This window comes from Burkholderia sp. HAN2018 (assembly GCF_024704855.1).
In the GTDB taxonomy this organism is placed as follows: Bacteria; Pseudomonadota; Gammaproteobacteria; order Burkholderiales; family Burkholderiaceae; genus Burkholderia; species Burkholderia cepacia.
Window position 1 is genome coordinate 1 of record NZ_QOBB01000027.1, and the last position, 14,880, is coordinate 14,880.

Consider the following 14,880-nt stretch of genomic DNA (forward strand, 5'->3'; position numbering starts at 1 on the left):
CTCGCCCCGGTCACCGGTCTCGTCTCGACGGTCACGGGCGCACTCGGCGGCGCAGCAGGCGGCAGCGGCGGCCCGCTCGCCCCGGTCACGGGTCTGCTCGGTACCGTGACGGGCGCCCTCGGCAGCGCAACAGGCGGCGCCGGCGGCAGCAGCCCGCTCGCCCCGGTGACGAACGTCGCGTCCACGGTAACGAGCGCGGTCGGTGCCCCGGCATTGACCGGCGGCACGGGCGCCGTCACGAACTCGGGCTCGGCGTCGAATCCGCTCGCACCGGTCACGTCGCTGATCGGCGGCCTGCTCGGTGGCACGCACGGCAAGTAAACCAACATCCATCAATCGACAAGACAGCGAGGAGTCAATCATGTCCCAGCAACGTTCTCTCACGACAGCCGCCCTGCACCAGTGGCGCGTGCCCCTCACGGCCTTCGCCGCAGCCTGCCTGCTGGCCGCCTGCGGCGGCGGCGGCGTGAGTTCGCCGCCGACCAGCAGCAACAACAACCCCAGCAGCACGAGCGGTACACCGAGCACGAGCGGTACCAGCGGCACGTCCACCGGCACCAAGGGCGTCGTCAGCACGGTTGGCCAGACGGCCACCGACCTCGGCAGCACGGTCGGCAACATCACCGTGCCCGGCCTCAGCGACGGTGTGACGAAGGGCGTCGGCAGCACGCTCTCCAGCACGGGCACGATCGTCGGCGCAGCTGCCGATGCCGTGAGCAACGGGCTGGGACAGATCGGTACGACTAAGGATCCGGTCGGCACGACCGTCGCGGGCCTCGGCAACGTGGTCGGCGCGACGAGCAACACGGTGTCCGGCCTGAGCTCGACGGTCAAGGCGCTCGGCACGGGGCAACTCGCGCCGCTCGCGCCCGTCACGACCCCGGTCGGTACCGTGCTCGACACGGTGGCCAATGGCCTGACGGCTGCCGGCACGACGATCGGCTCGACGCTGTCGTCGGGCGCCGTGCATCAAGTGACGCAGCCGCTCAGCTCGGCGATCACGCCGCTCGTGATCACCGCGGGCCAGGTCACGCAACAGGTCGGCACGACGACCGGCCTCGGCCAACCCGTCTCGGGCCTGCTCGGCCAGGTCGGCGGCGCGATCAGTTCGGCCGGCAAGCAGGTTGGCGGCACATCGAGCCAGCCGCTCGTCGGCGACGTCGGTCAGCTCGTGACGGCGGTCGGCAACACCGTGACCAACGCGGGCGGCCTCGTCAACCCGAACGGCCCGAACGGCGCGGCGCCGATCCCCGGCCTGATCACGAGCCTCGTCGGCGGCTCGACGGCGACCGTGCAGAACGGCACATCGTCGGGTTCCGGCTCGACGAATCCGCTCGGCGGCCTGCTGTCGGGTCTCGGCTCGACGCCGCTCGGCTCGCTCACGGGTGCACTCGGCGGCGCGACCGGCGGTTCGGGCAGCAGCCCGCTCGCGCCCGTCACGGGCCTCGTCTCCACCGTTACCGGCGCACTGAGCGGTGCGGCGGGCGGTAGCGGCGGCCCGCTCGCCCCCGTCACGAATCTCGTGTCGACGGTGACGGGCACGCTCGGCGGCGCAGCGGGTGGCGCAGGCAGTGCAAACCCTCTCGCGCCTGTCACCGGTTTGCTGAATACTGTCACCGGAGCAGTTGGCGGCGCAGCGGGATCCGGGGGAGCGAGCCCGCTCGCGCCGGTCACGTCGCTGGTCGGCAGCGTCACGGGAACGGCAACGTCGGGCGGCGGCTCGACGGGCCTGCTGGCACCGGTAACGGGGTTGCTGGGTACGCTGGGTAGCGTTGGCAAGTAAAGGAGGACGGTCGCACCTTCGCAGCCGGAGCGGATGGTACGACCGTACAAACACAACCGGCATTGCGGCACGCGGCGCGCGGCACCCTGGTGTCGCGCGCCGGCATTACAAAGAAGACGAAAAGCAAGGCCTACGAGGAAGAACAATGAAATCCAGACTCGACAGATGGATGATGCTGCTCGCCGCCATCGCGGCAGCCAGCACGGCACAGGCACAAACGCGCGTCGGCGGTAACCCGCTCGACTCCCTGCCCCAGATCAACGCGCCGAAAACCGGCCCGAACGTAACCGTGCAGGTCGCGCCCCAGGCGCCGCAACTGCAGGAGTTGCTGTCGCGCCACCTGACACCGACGACATTCCAGGTCGAAGGCGTAAAGTCGGTACCGTTCGAGGAAATCTCGCGTCGCTTCACCCCCCTCGTCGGCAAGGACATCACGATCGGCGATCTGATCGAAACCGCCAACGGCGTGACGAAGCTTTACCAGGAACGCGGTTACGCGCTGTCGTTCGCGTTTGTTCCCGCGCAGACGTTCGAGAACGGTGTCGTGCGCATCACGGTTGTTGAAGGCTATGTGTCGGACGTCAAGGTCACCGGCAAGCCCGGGGCAATGGAATCGAAGATTCGCGCGATCGCAGCGCATATCACCGACGATCGCCCGCTGCGCCGCGCAACGTTCGAGCGCTACGTGAACACGTTCGGCCTCTTGCCCGGCCTCACGGTGAAGGCGAACGTACCACCGCCGCAAACCACCGACGGCGCCACGACGCTCGAACTTGCCGTCGACCGCAAGGCATTCAACGTCAGCACCGGTATCGATTTCAACCACCCGGGCGTACAGGGCCTCATCACCGCGACCGAAAACGGCCTCACGAAGTTCGGCGAGCAGCTGAGCATCTCCGCACTGGCGCCGCCGGGGCGTGACAAGCAGACCTACTTCGCGTTCAGCGGCGCGGTGCCCGTCGGCAGCAGCGGCCTGATCACGCGCCTCGATGCAAGCACCTATCGCGGCAAGCCTACTGACAATCCGGGCCTGCCGTCGTCCGTCCAACGCACCGTCAAGAACGAGAAGCTTGGTCTTTCGGCATCCTATCCGATACTGCTGAACAACCAGCGCAGCCTGCTCGGCACTGTGTCGGGTTATGCCGCACACAACGAAGACCGCTACCAAAGCCAGACCAACGGCAATACCCTCGAAAACCGGTCACAGGTCCGCGTGATGCAATTGCAGCTCGACTACACGAGCGTCGAACCGAAGCAGGTGCGAAAACTGAGCGTCAACGTCGCCAAGGCATTCGACATCCTCGGTGCATCGAAATCGCAGACTGGCGTGGTTAACGGTGTGGGGTTTACATACGCCGACCCGACGTCGCTGACCTTCGTCCGTACCGGCGCGACCTTCACGCAAACCAACGAATGGCCGTTCCGGATCGGCACGTCAGTCTCGCTGACCGGGCAATACAGCCCTGACTCACTGCCGACGTCCGAGCAGATCTCGTTCGGCTCGACGCGCTACGCGCTCGGCTATCAGCCGGGCGAAGCGTCGGGCGACTCGGGATGGGGGATGTCGCTGGAGGTCAACCGTGGCTTCACGCCGGGCTGGACGTATATGAAGTCCGTGACGCCGTACATCGCCTACGACATGGCGCGTGTGTACCTGCATTCAGGCACGCCGTCGCCCAACCGTATGTCGTCGGTCGGCATCGGTGTGCGTTTCACGGACAGCCGCTTCTACAGCCTCGACCTGAACGTCGCGAAGCCGGTGGGTGACGCGCCAGTCGAAAGCGCATCACGCAGCCCGCGCATCAACGCCGCATTCTCATATCAGCTCAACTGATCGGTCACCAAACAGCCCGCGCCACGCGGGCTGTTTCGATTAGAGTCCCCTCTATCAAACGTGGCGCGCGGTTTCACGTATTCTGGCGAAGCTCGCAACATGCCCGCCCCATGCAGACGGTCGTGCGGGCAAATCGAACACGACATGCAAAACAAGGAGGATGACAATGATTCAACTGACCCGCCCGTTGCGTGCAATCGCCATCACCGGCGCACTGCTGGCTTGCGCCACCCCCACGTTCGCACAGGCAGACAGCCCCATCGGCATGTGGCAGACGATCGACGACAACACCCATCAGCCGAAGGCACTCGTGCAGATCGCCGAGGACGGCGACGGTGCGCTGACCGGCAAGGTCGTCAAGGGCCTCGGCGCGAACGATACGCCTGATCGCCGCTGTACCGCCTGCACGGACGAGCGCAAGGATCAGCTGATCAAGGGCATGACGATCATCAAGGCGATGAAGAAGGAAGGCGACCACTGGGACGGCGGCAACATTCTCGACCCGGAGAACGGCAAGGTCTACAAGTGCAAGATGACGCTTGAAGACGGCGGCCAGAAACTCGTCGTGCGCGGCTATATCGGCGTATCGCTGCTCGGCCGTTCTCAGACCTGGGTTCGCCAACAATAACGCGGCGCGCGCTGAAACGCGCGGCTTAATGAAAAAACCGGCCTGACGATGAATTCGTCAGGCCGGTTTTCTTTTGGTGCGCGCGTTGGCGCAATCAACGCAGTAAACAGCGGACATCAGGCTGCGTGCTTCATCGCATCCGGCGCATAACCGCCTGGTGTGCGACCCACGGGTACCACGCCGCTACGCGCCTCCGCCGCCTTCGATTGCGTATGCTTGCGCATCCGCACCGACAATTCGTTGCACAGGTTCACGCCCGAGTCGCCGTAGAGTTCACGCATCACGCTCATCAGCGTGCCCGTCTCATGCCAGACCTTGAAGCGGCGATGGCACGTCTGATACGAAGGGTAACGGCGCGGCATCGCCGACCACGTTGCGCCGCTGTAGATGACCCAGAGCACGCCGTTCATCACGGCACGGGTATTGGCTAGCGGCCGGCCGCGCAACTCGGTGCGAGGCTGCATTTCGGGCAGAAGCGGCGCGACGCGGCGCCACTCGTGGTCGGTCAGATCGCGATACGGTGTCATGGACATCTCCAGCCTTGGTAACCATGACACAACGATATCGGCTCACCTCAACCGTGAATATAAGACAAGTCCGAAAATACCCCGAGATCGCCTGAATTTGACCGGAATTGACGTTTGAATACCGCCAATTGCCGGAAATCGCACTCAGGTCAGCGACGTATCGACGATGCGGCGCGGTGTTTCGAGATACTCCTTCGACTGCATCTCGACGATGCGCGAGACCGTACGCGCAAACTCGTTGGCCATCGGACCTTCGACGTACAACTGCTCCGCCGGCACCGCCGCGGACATCAGCAGCTTGACCTTGTGGTCGTACAGCACGTCGATCAGCCACGTGAAGCGGCGCGCCTCGGACGCCATCCGCGGCGACATCTGCGGCACCTCGGACAGCACGATCGCGTGGAACCGGCTCGCGAGTTCGAGATAGTCGTTCTGCGAGCGCGGGCCGCCGCACAGCGTCGCGAAATCGAACCACACGACGCCGTCCGCCTTGCGCAGCGCCTTCAGCTCGCGCTTCTCGATATGCAGGAGCGGGCTTTCATCGGGTACCGCCGCGAGCTTGCCGAACGCATGGCGCAGTTCGCGATCGGCGTCCGCGCCGAGCGGCGTGTGATACATCTTCACCTGCGCGAGCGTGCGCTGGCGATAATCCACGCCCGCGTCGACGTTCAGTACGTCGAGCTTGTCCTTGATCAGCGCAATCGCCGGCAGCATGCGGTCGCGATGCAGACCGTCCGGATACAGGTCGTCGGGATCATAGTTGGACGTCATCACGAACTGCACGCCGTTGTTGAACAGGCGGTCGAGCAGACGGTACAGGATCATCGCATCGGCAATGTCCGACACGTGGAACTCGTCGAAGCAGATCAGACGGTAGCGCTTCGCGATACGCCGCGCGAGTTCGTCGAGCGGATCGGCCTGCCCTTTCAGTTCCTCGAGCTCGCGGTGTACTTCGCGCATGAATTCGTGGAAATGCAGGCGCGTCTTGCGCTGCACGGGCACGACCGCGTAGAAGCTATCCATCAGGAAGCTCTTGCCGCGACCGACGCCGCCCCACATGTAGACGCCGCGCGGGAGGTCGGGATGATTGATGAGCTTCTTGAATGCGTTCGAGCGGCGCGCCTTGTACTCGACCCACTCGTCGAAACATTGCTGCAGGCGATCGACGGCCGCGCGCTGCGCGGGATCGGACTGATAGCCGCGCGTGGTCAGCTCGCGCGTGTAGTATTCGGTGACGTTCATCGGGCAAACCGGAAAAAACGAAGGCGGACGGGAAACCCCGCCCGCCCTCGTCATGAGACGGCTGCGCCGGCCGATGGCCGGCCGGCGCTATACCGCGCTCAGCTGTTCAGCGAGCGCTTGTCGACGGCGAGCGCCGCTTCGCGCATCACTTCCGACATCGACGGGTGCGGATGGCAGATACGGGCGATGTCTTCCGACGCCGCCTTGAATTCCATCGCCACCACGGCTTCCGCGATCAGGTCCGACGCGTTCGCGCCGATCACGTGCACGCCGAGCAGTTCGTCGGTCTTCGCATCCGCGATCATCTTCACGAAACCGTCCGGCGCGTTCATGCCGAGCGCGCGGCCGTTGATCGAGAACGGGAACTTGCCCGACTTGATCTCGCGGCCTTCCGCCTTCAACTGCTGCTCCGTCTTGCCGACCCATGCGATTTCCGGGTACGTGTAGATCACCCACGGAATGCAGTTGTAGTCGATGTGCGGCTTCTGGCCGTCGATCACTTCCGCGACCAGCACGCCTTCGTCTTCCGCCTTGTGCGCGAGCATCGGGCCGCGCACCACGTCGCCGATCGCGTAGACGTTCGGCACCGCCGTGCGGCAGTGGTCGTCCACGTCGATGAAGCCGCGCTCGTTCGCCTTCAGGCCGATTGCCTCGAGGCCGAGGTTGTCGGTGTTCGGCACGCGGCCGACCGACACGATCAGGCGGTCGGCGTCGAGCGTCTGCGCGTTGCCGTCCTTGTCCGTGTAAGCGATCGACACGCCGTCGGCGGTCGTCTTCACTTCGCCGATCTTCACGCCGAGATGGATGTCGAGGCCCTGCTTCTTGAACAGCTTGGCCGCTTCCTTCGCGAGCGCTTCGTCGGCTGCGCCGAGGAATGCCGGCAGCGCTTCGAGCACCGTCACTTCGGCACCCAGGCGACGCCACACCGAGCCGAGCTCGAGGCCGATCACGCCTGCGCCGATCACGGCGAGCTTCTTCGGCACCGAGTCGAACGTCAGCGCACCTTCGTTGTCCGACACGATCTTGTTGTCGACCGGGATGCCCGGCAGGTGACGCGCCTTCGAGCCCGTCGCGATGATCACGTTCTTCGCGGTGACGACTTCGGTTTCACCCTCGCCGCTCACTTCGATCTGCACGCCGGCGTCGGTCTTGCCGGTGAACTTGCCATGGCCCTTCAGCCAGGTGATCTTGTTCTTCTTGAACAGGAACTCGATCCCGCTCGTCATCTTCTCGACGATCGCGTCCTTGCGGCCGAGCATCTTCGCGACGTCGATCTTCACGCCGTCGACCGTGATGCCGTGGTCGGTCAGGTGATGCGACGCGTTCTCGAACTCTTCCGACGACGCGAGCAGCGCCTTCGACGGGATGCAGCCGACGTTCAGGCAGGTGCCGCCGAGCTTCAGCGCGCCGGCCGGGTTCTTCCACTTCTCGATACAGGCAACGGTCTTGCCGAGCTGCGCGGCGCGAATCGCGGCGATGTAGCCGCCGGGGCCGGCGCCGATCACGACGACGTCAAATTCCTTGGACATGACAATCCTTTCTACTTGTACGCCTGCACGTTCGCGCGCGGGCGCGAACGTGCAGAACGGGTCGATGCAGTGAGACTCGGCTTACAGGTCGAGCAGCAGGCGTGCCGGATCTTCCAGCGCATCCTTCATCGCGACGAGCGACAGCACGGCTTCGCGGCCGTCGATGATGCGGTGGTCGTACGACAGCGCGAGGTAGTTGATCGGACGGATCACGATCTGGCCGTTTTCAACGACCGGACGCTCCTTCGTCGCGTGCACGCCGAGGATTGCCGATTGCGGCGGGTTGATGATCGGAGTCGACAGCATCGAGCCGAACACGCCGCCGTTCGAGATCGAGAACGTACCGCCCGTCATTTCCTCGATCGACAGCTTGCCGTCCTTGGCCTTCTGGCCGAATTCGGCGATCTTCTTCTCGATCTCGGCGAGGCTCAGCTGATCCGCGTTGCGCAGGATCGGCACGACCAGGCCACGCGGCGAGCCGACAGCGATACCGATGTCGAAGTAGCCGTGGTAGACGATGTCGTTACCGTCGATCGACGCGTTCACGAGCGGGAACTTCTTCAGTGCGTGGACAGCGGCCTTCACGAAAAACGACATGAAGCCGAGCTTCACGCCGTGTTCCTTCTCGAACTTGTCCTTGTACTTGTTGCGCAGCTCCATGACCGGAGCCATGTTGACTTCGTTGAACGTCGTCAGGATCGCGTTGGTCTGCTGCGATTCGAGCAGACGCTCGGCGATACGCGCACGCAGACGCGACATCGGCACGCGCTGTTCCGGACGGTCGTTGAGCCACGTCGTCGCCGACGCCGGCACCTTCACTTCCGGCAGCGACGGCTTCGCCGCGGCCTTTGCCGGTGCGGCAGCCGGAGCGGCCTTCGGTGCGCTGCCTGCGGCCAGCGCGTCGCCCTTCGTGACGCGGCCGTCGCGGCCCGAACCTGCGACGTCGCCTGCCGACAGGCCCTTCTCGGCCAGCAGCTTCGATGCGGCCGGCGATGCCGTAGCCGAGCTCGATGCCGTTGCGGTAGCCGGCTGTGCTGCCGGTGCGGCTGCAGCAGGCGCTGCGGCCGGCTTGACTTCGGCCGCGCCCGCCGCGGCTTCGGCTGCACCTGCCTTCGCTTCCGTATCGATCGTAGCGATCAGTTGATCGGCAACGACGGTGTCACCGTCGTTCTGCAGCACTTGCGCGAGCACGCCCGCGGCCGGTGCCGGCACTTCGAGCACGACCTTGTCGGTCTCGAGTTCGATCAGGATTTCGTCCTGCGCGACTGCTTCGCCCGGCTTCTTCTTCCACTGCAGCATGGTGGCTTCCGAAACCGACTCCGAAAGCTGGGGGACTTTGACTTCTACGATAGCCATGTGATTTTCCTGGATGCTTAATCTGGGGTGTGACGAGGTTCGTGCGATTCCTTCGGCCGGTGCGGCGCGCAGCGCGCCCGGCGGGCCAAAGGAGACGGGAAAGCGCGCTGCGCCTTCCCGTTTCGCTTCCGTCGGTTATTTCGCGATCGATGCGCTCTTCAGGCGGCCGAAAGCACCTTCGATGAGGGCCTTCTGCTGCTCGTAGTGCTTCGCGTAGTAGCCAACCGCCGGCGAGGCCGAAGCCGGACGGCCGCTGTATGCCAGCTTCTGCCCTTCCTTCATGCCTTCCTTCAGGTGGTGCTCGACGTAGAACCAGGGGCCCTGGTTCTGCGGCTCGTCCTGCACCCAGACCACTTCAGTCGCGTTCTCGTACTTCTTCATTTCGGCTTCGAACTGCTTGTGCGCGAACGGATACAGCTGCTCGATACGGATGATCGCGACGTCGTTCGCCTTCGCTTCGCGGCGATGTGCGACGAGGTCGTAATACACGCGGCCCGAGCATGCCAGCACACGCTTGACCTTCTTCGCGTCGATGCCGCCGTCGGTTTCGCCCAGCACCGGCTGGAACGAACCCTTCGCGAGCTCCGACAGGTCCGACACGGCTTCCTTGTGGCGCAGCAGCGACTTCGGCGTTGCGACGATCAGCGGCTTGCGGAACAGGCGGATCATCTGGCGACGCAGCAGGTGGAAAATCTGCGCCGGCGTCGTCGGTTGAACGACCTGCATGTTGTGATCGGCACACAGCTGCAGGAAACGCTCGATACGCGTCGACGAGTGTTCCGGACCCTGGCCTTCGTAGCCGTGCGGCAGCAGCATCGTCAGACCCGACACGCGACCCCACTTCACTTCGCCCGACGAGATGAACTGGTCGATCACGACCTGCGCACCGTTGACGAAGTCGCCGAACTGGGCTTCCCACAGCACGAGCGTGTTCGGCTCGGCGGTCGAGTAACCGTATTCGAAGCCCAGCACCGCTTCTTCCGACAGCACCGAGTCGATCACCGTGAACTTCGCCTGACCGTCGGCGATGTTCTGCAGCGGCACGTACGTGCCGTCGTTCCAGCGCTCGCGGTTCTGGTCGTGCAGCACCGCGTGACGGTGCGTGAACGTGCCGCGGCCCGAGTCCTGGCCCGTCAGGCGCACCGAGTAGCCCGATGCGACGAGCGACGCGAACGCGAGGTGTTCACCCATGCCCCAGTCGAGCGGCTGGTCGCCACGCGCCATGTTGCGGCGGTCGTTGATCACGCGCTCGACGAGCGGGTGAACCTTGAAGTTTTCCGGGACCGTCGTGATGCGTTCGCCCAGGCGCTTCAGTTCAGCGAGCGGCACGGCCGTGTCGGCTGCATCCGTCCACTTGCGGTTCAGGAACGGAACCCAGTCGACCGCGTACTTGCTCTTGTAGTTCGACAGGACCGGATCGACCGTGTGGTGACCGTCGTCCATCGCCTTGCGGTACGCCTTCACGTAGTTGTCGGCGTCTTCCGCGGTGATCACGCCCTGCTGCACGAGCTTCTCGGCGTACAGCGCACGGGTGCCCGGGTGCTGTGCGATCTTCTTGTACATCAGCGGCTGCGTGACCGCCGGCGTGTCCTGCTCGTTGTGACCCAGCTTGCGGAAGCAGACGATGTCGATCACGACATCCTTGTGGAACTGCATCCGGTAGTCGATCGCGATCTGCGTCGCGAGGATCACGGCTTCCGGATCGTCGCCGTTCACGTGCAGCACCGGCGCCTCGATCATCTTGACGACGTCGGTACAGTACAGCGTCGAGCGCGCGTCGCGCGGGTCGGACGTCGTGAAGCCGATCTGGTTGTTGATGACGATGTGCAGCGTGCCGTGCGTGCCGTAACCGCGCGTCTGCGCGAGGTTCAGCGTTTCCATCACGACGCCCTGGCCAGCGAAGGCCGCGTCGCCGTGGATCTGCACCGGCAGCACCTGCAGGCCGTCTTCGTCGCCGCGACGGTCCATCCGCGCCTTCGCGGAACCTTCGACCACCGGGTTCACGATTTCGAGGTGCGACGGGTTGAACGCGAGCGACAGGTGGACCGGGCCGCCTTCCGTCGACACGTCCGACGAGAAGCCCTTGTGGTACTTCACGTCACCTGCCGGCAGGTCGTCGACGTGCTTGCCTTCGAATTCGGCGAACAGGTCGGCCGGCATCTTGCCGAGCGTGTTGACCAGCACGTTCAGGCGGCCGCGGTGCGCCATGCCGATAATGATTTCCTGCACGCCGCGCTTGCCCGCGTGCTGGACGACTTCGTCCATCGCCGCGATGAAGCTTTCGCCGCCTTCGAGCGAGAAGCGCTTCTGGCCGACGTACTTGGTATGCAGGTAACGCTCGAGGCCTTCGGCGGCCGTCAGGCGATTCAGGATGTGCTTCTTCTCGTCTGCCGAGAAGTTCGGCGTCGCACGGGTCGATTCCAGACGCTCCTGCCACCAGCGCTTCTGTTCCGGGTCGCTGATGTACATGTACTCGGCGCCGATCGTGCCGCAGTACGTGTCACGCAGGCCCTTGACGATGTCGCGCAACGAAGCCTGGTCGAAACCGAAATACAGGTTGCTTGCGCTGTACGTCTGGTCGAGGTCGCCTTCGGAGAAGTCGTAGAACGCGGGTTCGAGTTCGGGAATGGCGGGACGTTCGCGACGCTTCAGGGGATCGAGATTGGCCCATTGCGAGCCAAGGAAGCGATAAGCGCTGATGAGGGACTGCACGTGCACTTGCTTGCGCGCTGCAGCAAGGTTGGTGCTGCTTTCGCGCGGGATGAAGGCATTGGCCTTCGCACGCTCGGCGAACGATTCGACGATCGGGAAATGAGCGACGTCATTGGCATTCGAGCCGTCCGTTGCAGGCACGTTCTGCAGCGCGTCGAAATACTCTCGCCAGTTCTCCGGCACCGATGCCGGATTGTTGAGGTATGCATCGTACAGTTCTTCAACGTACGAAGCATTGCCGCCGAACAGATAGGAGTTCAGCTGAAACTGCTTCATTACATCTGACATTTTACGCTCACCTTTCTTCGAGCTTCTCGAGAAATAGCGGGTTACTCAACCTTCCGCGACACGGCCTGACCGTTTAGCGGATTGCGAATCAAGTCTTGCTTGGAAGGACCTAAAACTTGCGTGCGCGCAGCATATCACAGAACCGATACCGGAGTTCACGGCGAAATGTGCCTGAAAGCACCGCGCGACGGGGTTTTGCCGGATTGCCACAACCCGCGGGAACAGTGTTTTGCAGCGCACCCGATTGCACATCGGGCAGATGCAAAAAAGGCCACCCGAAGGCGGCCTTTCTCGTCCTGCACGGGAACGATCGATGCTTAGTCGACCGCGCCTTCGCGGCTCGCGCGACGACGCTCGTGCTCCTTCAGGAAGCGCTTGCGCAGGCGGATCGACTGCGGCGTCACTTCGACAAGCTCGTCGTCGTCGATGAATTCGACCGCGTACTCGAGCGACATCTGGACCGGCGGCACCAGGCGCACGGCTTCGTCGGTGCCCGACGCGCGCACGTTGGTCAGCTGCTTGCCCTTGATCGGGTTCACGACGAGGTCGTTGTCACGGCTGTGGATGCCGATGATCATGCCCTCATAGAGCGCATCGCCCGGCTTCACGAACATGCGGCCGCGATCCTGCAGCTTCCACAGTGCGTAGGCCACGGCAGCGCCGTCGTCCTGAGAGATCAACACGCCGTTGCGGCGCTCGAAGACCGAACCGTCCTTGACCGGTGCGTACGAGTCGAAGATGTGGCTCATCAGGCCCGTGCCGCGCGTGAGCGTCAGGAATTCGCTCTGGAAGCCGATCAGGCCACGCGCCGAGATCTTGTACTCCAGACGCGTGCGGCCACGGCCGTCCGATGCCATGTCGAGCATCTCGCCCTTGCGGCGGCCGAGCTCTTCCATCACGCCACCCTGGTGCTCGTCCTCGACGTCGACGGTCAGCAGTTCGTACGGCTCGTGACGCACGCCGTCGATTTCCTGCATCACGACGCGCGGACGCGACACGGCCAGCTCATAGCCTTCACGGCGCATGTTCTCAACGAGAATCGTCAGGTGCAGTTCGCCGCGGCCCGACACTTCGAACACCGTTTCGTCGCCGGTGTCCTTCACGCGCAGCGCGACGTTGTGGTTCAGCTCCTTCATCAGGCGGTCGCGGATCTGGCGGCTCGTGACGAACTTGCCTTCGCGGCCGGCGAGCGGCGACGAATTGACGAGGAAGTTCATCGTCAGCGTCGGCTCGTCGACGGTGATCATCGGCAGCGCTTCCGGCGTATCGACCGCGCAGATCGTCGCGCCGATGCCGACGTCTTCAATACCGTTGATCAGCACGATGTCGCCCGCTTCGGCGGATTCGACCTGCACGCGCTCGAGGCCCGTGAACGACAGCACCTGGTTGATCTTGCGGTTCAGCACTTCGCCTTCCGGGCCAAAGCGCATCGCGACCGGCTGTCCCGGCTTGATGCGACCGCGCGTGATGCGGCCGACGCCGATCCGGCCGACGTACGTCGAATAGTCGAGCGACGTGATCTGCAGCTGCAGCGGCGCGTCCGGATCCGCCGGACGGACCGGCACGTGCTCGAGGACTGCCTCGAACAGCGGGCGCATGTCGCCTTCGCGCGCGGCCGGGTCGAGCGACGCATAGCCGTTCAGGCCCGATGCGTAGACGATCGGAAAATCGAGCTGCTCTTCGGTTGCGCCGAGCTTGTCGAACAGGTCGAAGGTCTGGTTGATGACCCAGTCGATCCGCGCACCCGGACGGTCGATCTTGTTGACGATGACGATCGGCTTCAGGCCGAGCGCCAGCGCCTTCTTCGTGACGAAGCGCGTCTGCGGCATCGGGCCCTCGACCGCGTCGACGAGCAGCAGCACCGAGTCGACCATCGACAGCACGCGCTCCACCTCGCCGCCGAAGTCCGCGTGCCCCGGCGTGTCGACGATGTTGATGTGCGTGCCTTCGTACTCGACCGCGCAGTTCTTCGCGAGAATCGTGATCCCGCGCTCTTTTTCGATGTCGTTCGAGTCCATCACCCGCTCCGCAACCTGCTGGTTCTCGCGGAAGGTGCCGGACTGGCGGAGCAGTTGGTCGACGAGCGTGGTCTTGCCGTGGTCGACGTGGGCGATGATGGCGATATTGCGAAGGGCGCGGGTCATAGAAACCTGGAAATCGTTTGAACGCGCAAAAGCGCCCGCTCGTTTTTCACGGGCGCGCGCATTGCAGCTTGGAAAGCCGCAAATTATAGCACGTGAGAATGTCGGCAACCGACGGGCACGTTGCAACGCAGCAGGCAGGCCGGCGCACCCTCCTCTCGAACGCACCAATCCGTCGAAACCCGTGTCGCCGTCGGGCACAAAAACCTTATTGATATGAGGGATTTTTGAGACGCAAAGCGCGCCCCTTGCCGTTCGATTAACATTTGCCGCGGCAAGCAACTGTGCCTATACTGCTGCCTAGTCAACTATTGCAGCTTCAGGGTTTTATGTCGGATTCTTCTACCCCATCCCCCGTTTCGCCGCTGTCCTCGTACCAGATGAACGACAGCGTCGGTTATCTGATGTCGCGCGTGAAGTCGGTGATGACCAACCTCGTCACGCAACGCACGCAGGAAGAGCTCGGCATCACGGGCACGCAGGCGAGCATGCTGTTCATGATCGCGGTCGGCAAGTGCTCGACGGCCGCCGAGCTTGCCCGCGAGTACGGGATCGACGCGAGCGCAGTCACGCGCCTGCTCGACCGGGTCGAGAAGCGCGGCCTGCTGTCCCGTGTCCGCAGCATCGAGGATCGACGTGTCGTGCGCCTCGAGCTGACCGACGAAGGCCGTGCGCTCGCCGAACGGCTGCCGCCGATTTTCCGCAGCGTGCTCGACCAGGTGCTGGACGGGTTCACGCCGGAAGAAGTCGGGTTCCTGAAGAGCATGCTGCGCCGCATTCTCAGCAACTATTGCGAGACCGCCGGCGGCAGCATCACGTAATAGTTGCCATAACAATTAC

The 14,880-nt window shown here is 64.1% G+C and carries 10 protein-coding genes and 1 pseudogene; 5 read left to right on the top strand and 6 right to left on the bottom strand.

The features are described 5' to 3' along the window. The 4 genes and pseudogenes from DPV74_RS09175 to DPV74_RS09190 form a co-directional block, all read left to right on the top strand. A pseudogene (locus DPV74_RS09175) lies at positions 1 to 321 on the top strand (collagen-like triple helix repeat-containing lipoprotein); the annotation flags it as partial. A gap of 40 nt (positions 322 to 361) precedes the next feature. Next, positions 362 to 1,783, top strand: coding sequence for a collagen-like triple helix repeat-containing protein (locus tag DPV74_RS09180; protein WP_119337042.1), 1,422 nt, complete (start codon positions 362 to 364; stop codon positions 1,781 to 1,783). A gap of 145 nt (positions 1,784 to 1,928) precedes the next feature. Beyond that, positions 1,929 to 3,617, top strand: coding sequence for a ShlB/FhaC/HecB family hemolysin secretion/activation protein (locus DPV74_RS09185; RefSeq protein ID WP_119337043.1), 1,689 nt, complete (start codon positions 1,929 to 1,931; stop codon positions 3,615 to 3,617). A gap of 166 nt (positions 3,618 to 3,783) precedes the next feature. Then, a complete protein-coding gene (locus DPV74_RS09190) occupies positions 3,784 to 4,245 on the top strand; it encodes a DUF2147 domain-containing protein (protein WP_119337044.1) in 462 nt (153 codons plus the stop codon). 116 nt (positions 4,246 to 4,361) lie between these two features. Here the strand turns inward: DPV74_RS09190 and DPV74_RS09195 are convergent, their stop codons facing one another. The 6 genes from DPV74_RS09195 to typA all read right to left on the bottom strand — a co-directional run bounded on the left by DPV74_RS09195 (position 4,362) and on the right by typA (position 14,043). Next, positions 4,362 to 4,772, bottom strand: coding sequence for a transposase (locus tag DPV74_RS09195; RefSeq protein WP_060084791.1), 411 nt, complete (start codon positions 4,770 to 4,772; stop codon positions 4,362 to 4,364). 144 nt (positions 4,773 to 4,916) lie between these two features. After that, a complete protein-coding gene (zapE, locus tag DPV74_RS09200) occupies positions 4,917 to 6,014 on the bottom strand; it encodes a cell division protein ZapE (protein WP_027787679.1) in 1,098 nt (365 codons plus the stop codon). A 98-nt stretch (positions 6,015 to 6,112) separates the two neighbouring features. Further along, positions 6,113 to 7,543: a dihydrolipoyl dehydrogenase gene (gene lpdA, locus DPV74_RS09205; RefSeq protein WP_048020748.1), complete on the bottom strand. Its 1,431-nt coding sequence runs from the start codon at positions 7,541 to 7,543 to the stop codon at positions 6,113 to 6,115. Between the two features lie 81 nt (positions 7,544 to 7,624). Beyond that, a complete protein-coding gene (gene odhB, locus DPV74_RS09210) occupies positions 7,625 to 8,899 on the bottom strand; it encodes a 2-oxoglutarate dehydrogenase complex dihydrolipoyllysine-residue succinyltransferase (RefSeq protein ID WP_042977010.1) in 1,275 nt (424 codons plus the stop codon). Positions 8,900 to 9,034: 135 nt separating this feature from the next. Then, positions 9,035 to 11,899 carry a 2-oxoglutarate dehydrogenase E1 component gene (locus tag DPV74_RS09215; protein WP_027787682.1) on the bottom strand — a complete coding sequence of 955 codons (2,865 nt, stop codon included), beginning with the start codon at positions 11,897 to 11,899 and terminating at the stop codon, positions 9,035 to 9,037. Positions 11,900 to 12,216: 317 nt separating this feature from the next. Beyond that, complete coding sequence (gene typA / locus DPV74_RS09220; RefSeq protein ID WP_027787683.1) at positions 12,217 to 14,043, bottom strand: translational GTPase TypA; 1,827 nt, start codon at positions 14,041 to 14,043, stop codon at positions 12,217 to 12,219. A 326-nt stretch (positions 14,044 to 14,369) separates the two neighbouring features. On the opposite strand from typA, the gene DPV74_RS09225 reads away from it, so the two are divergent. Beyond that, entirely contained in the window at positions 14,370 to 14,861 is a 492-nt protein-coding gene (locus DPV74_RS09225) for a MarR family winged helix-turn-helix transcriptional regulator (RefSeq protein ID WP_027787684.1), read from the top strand. Positions 14,862 to 14,880: the final 19 nt, after the last annotated feature.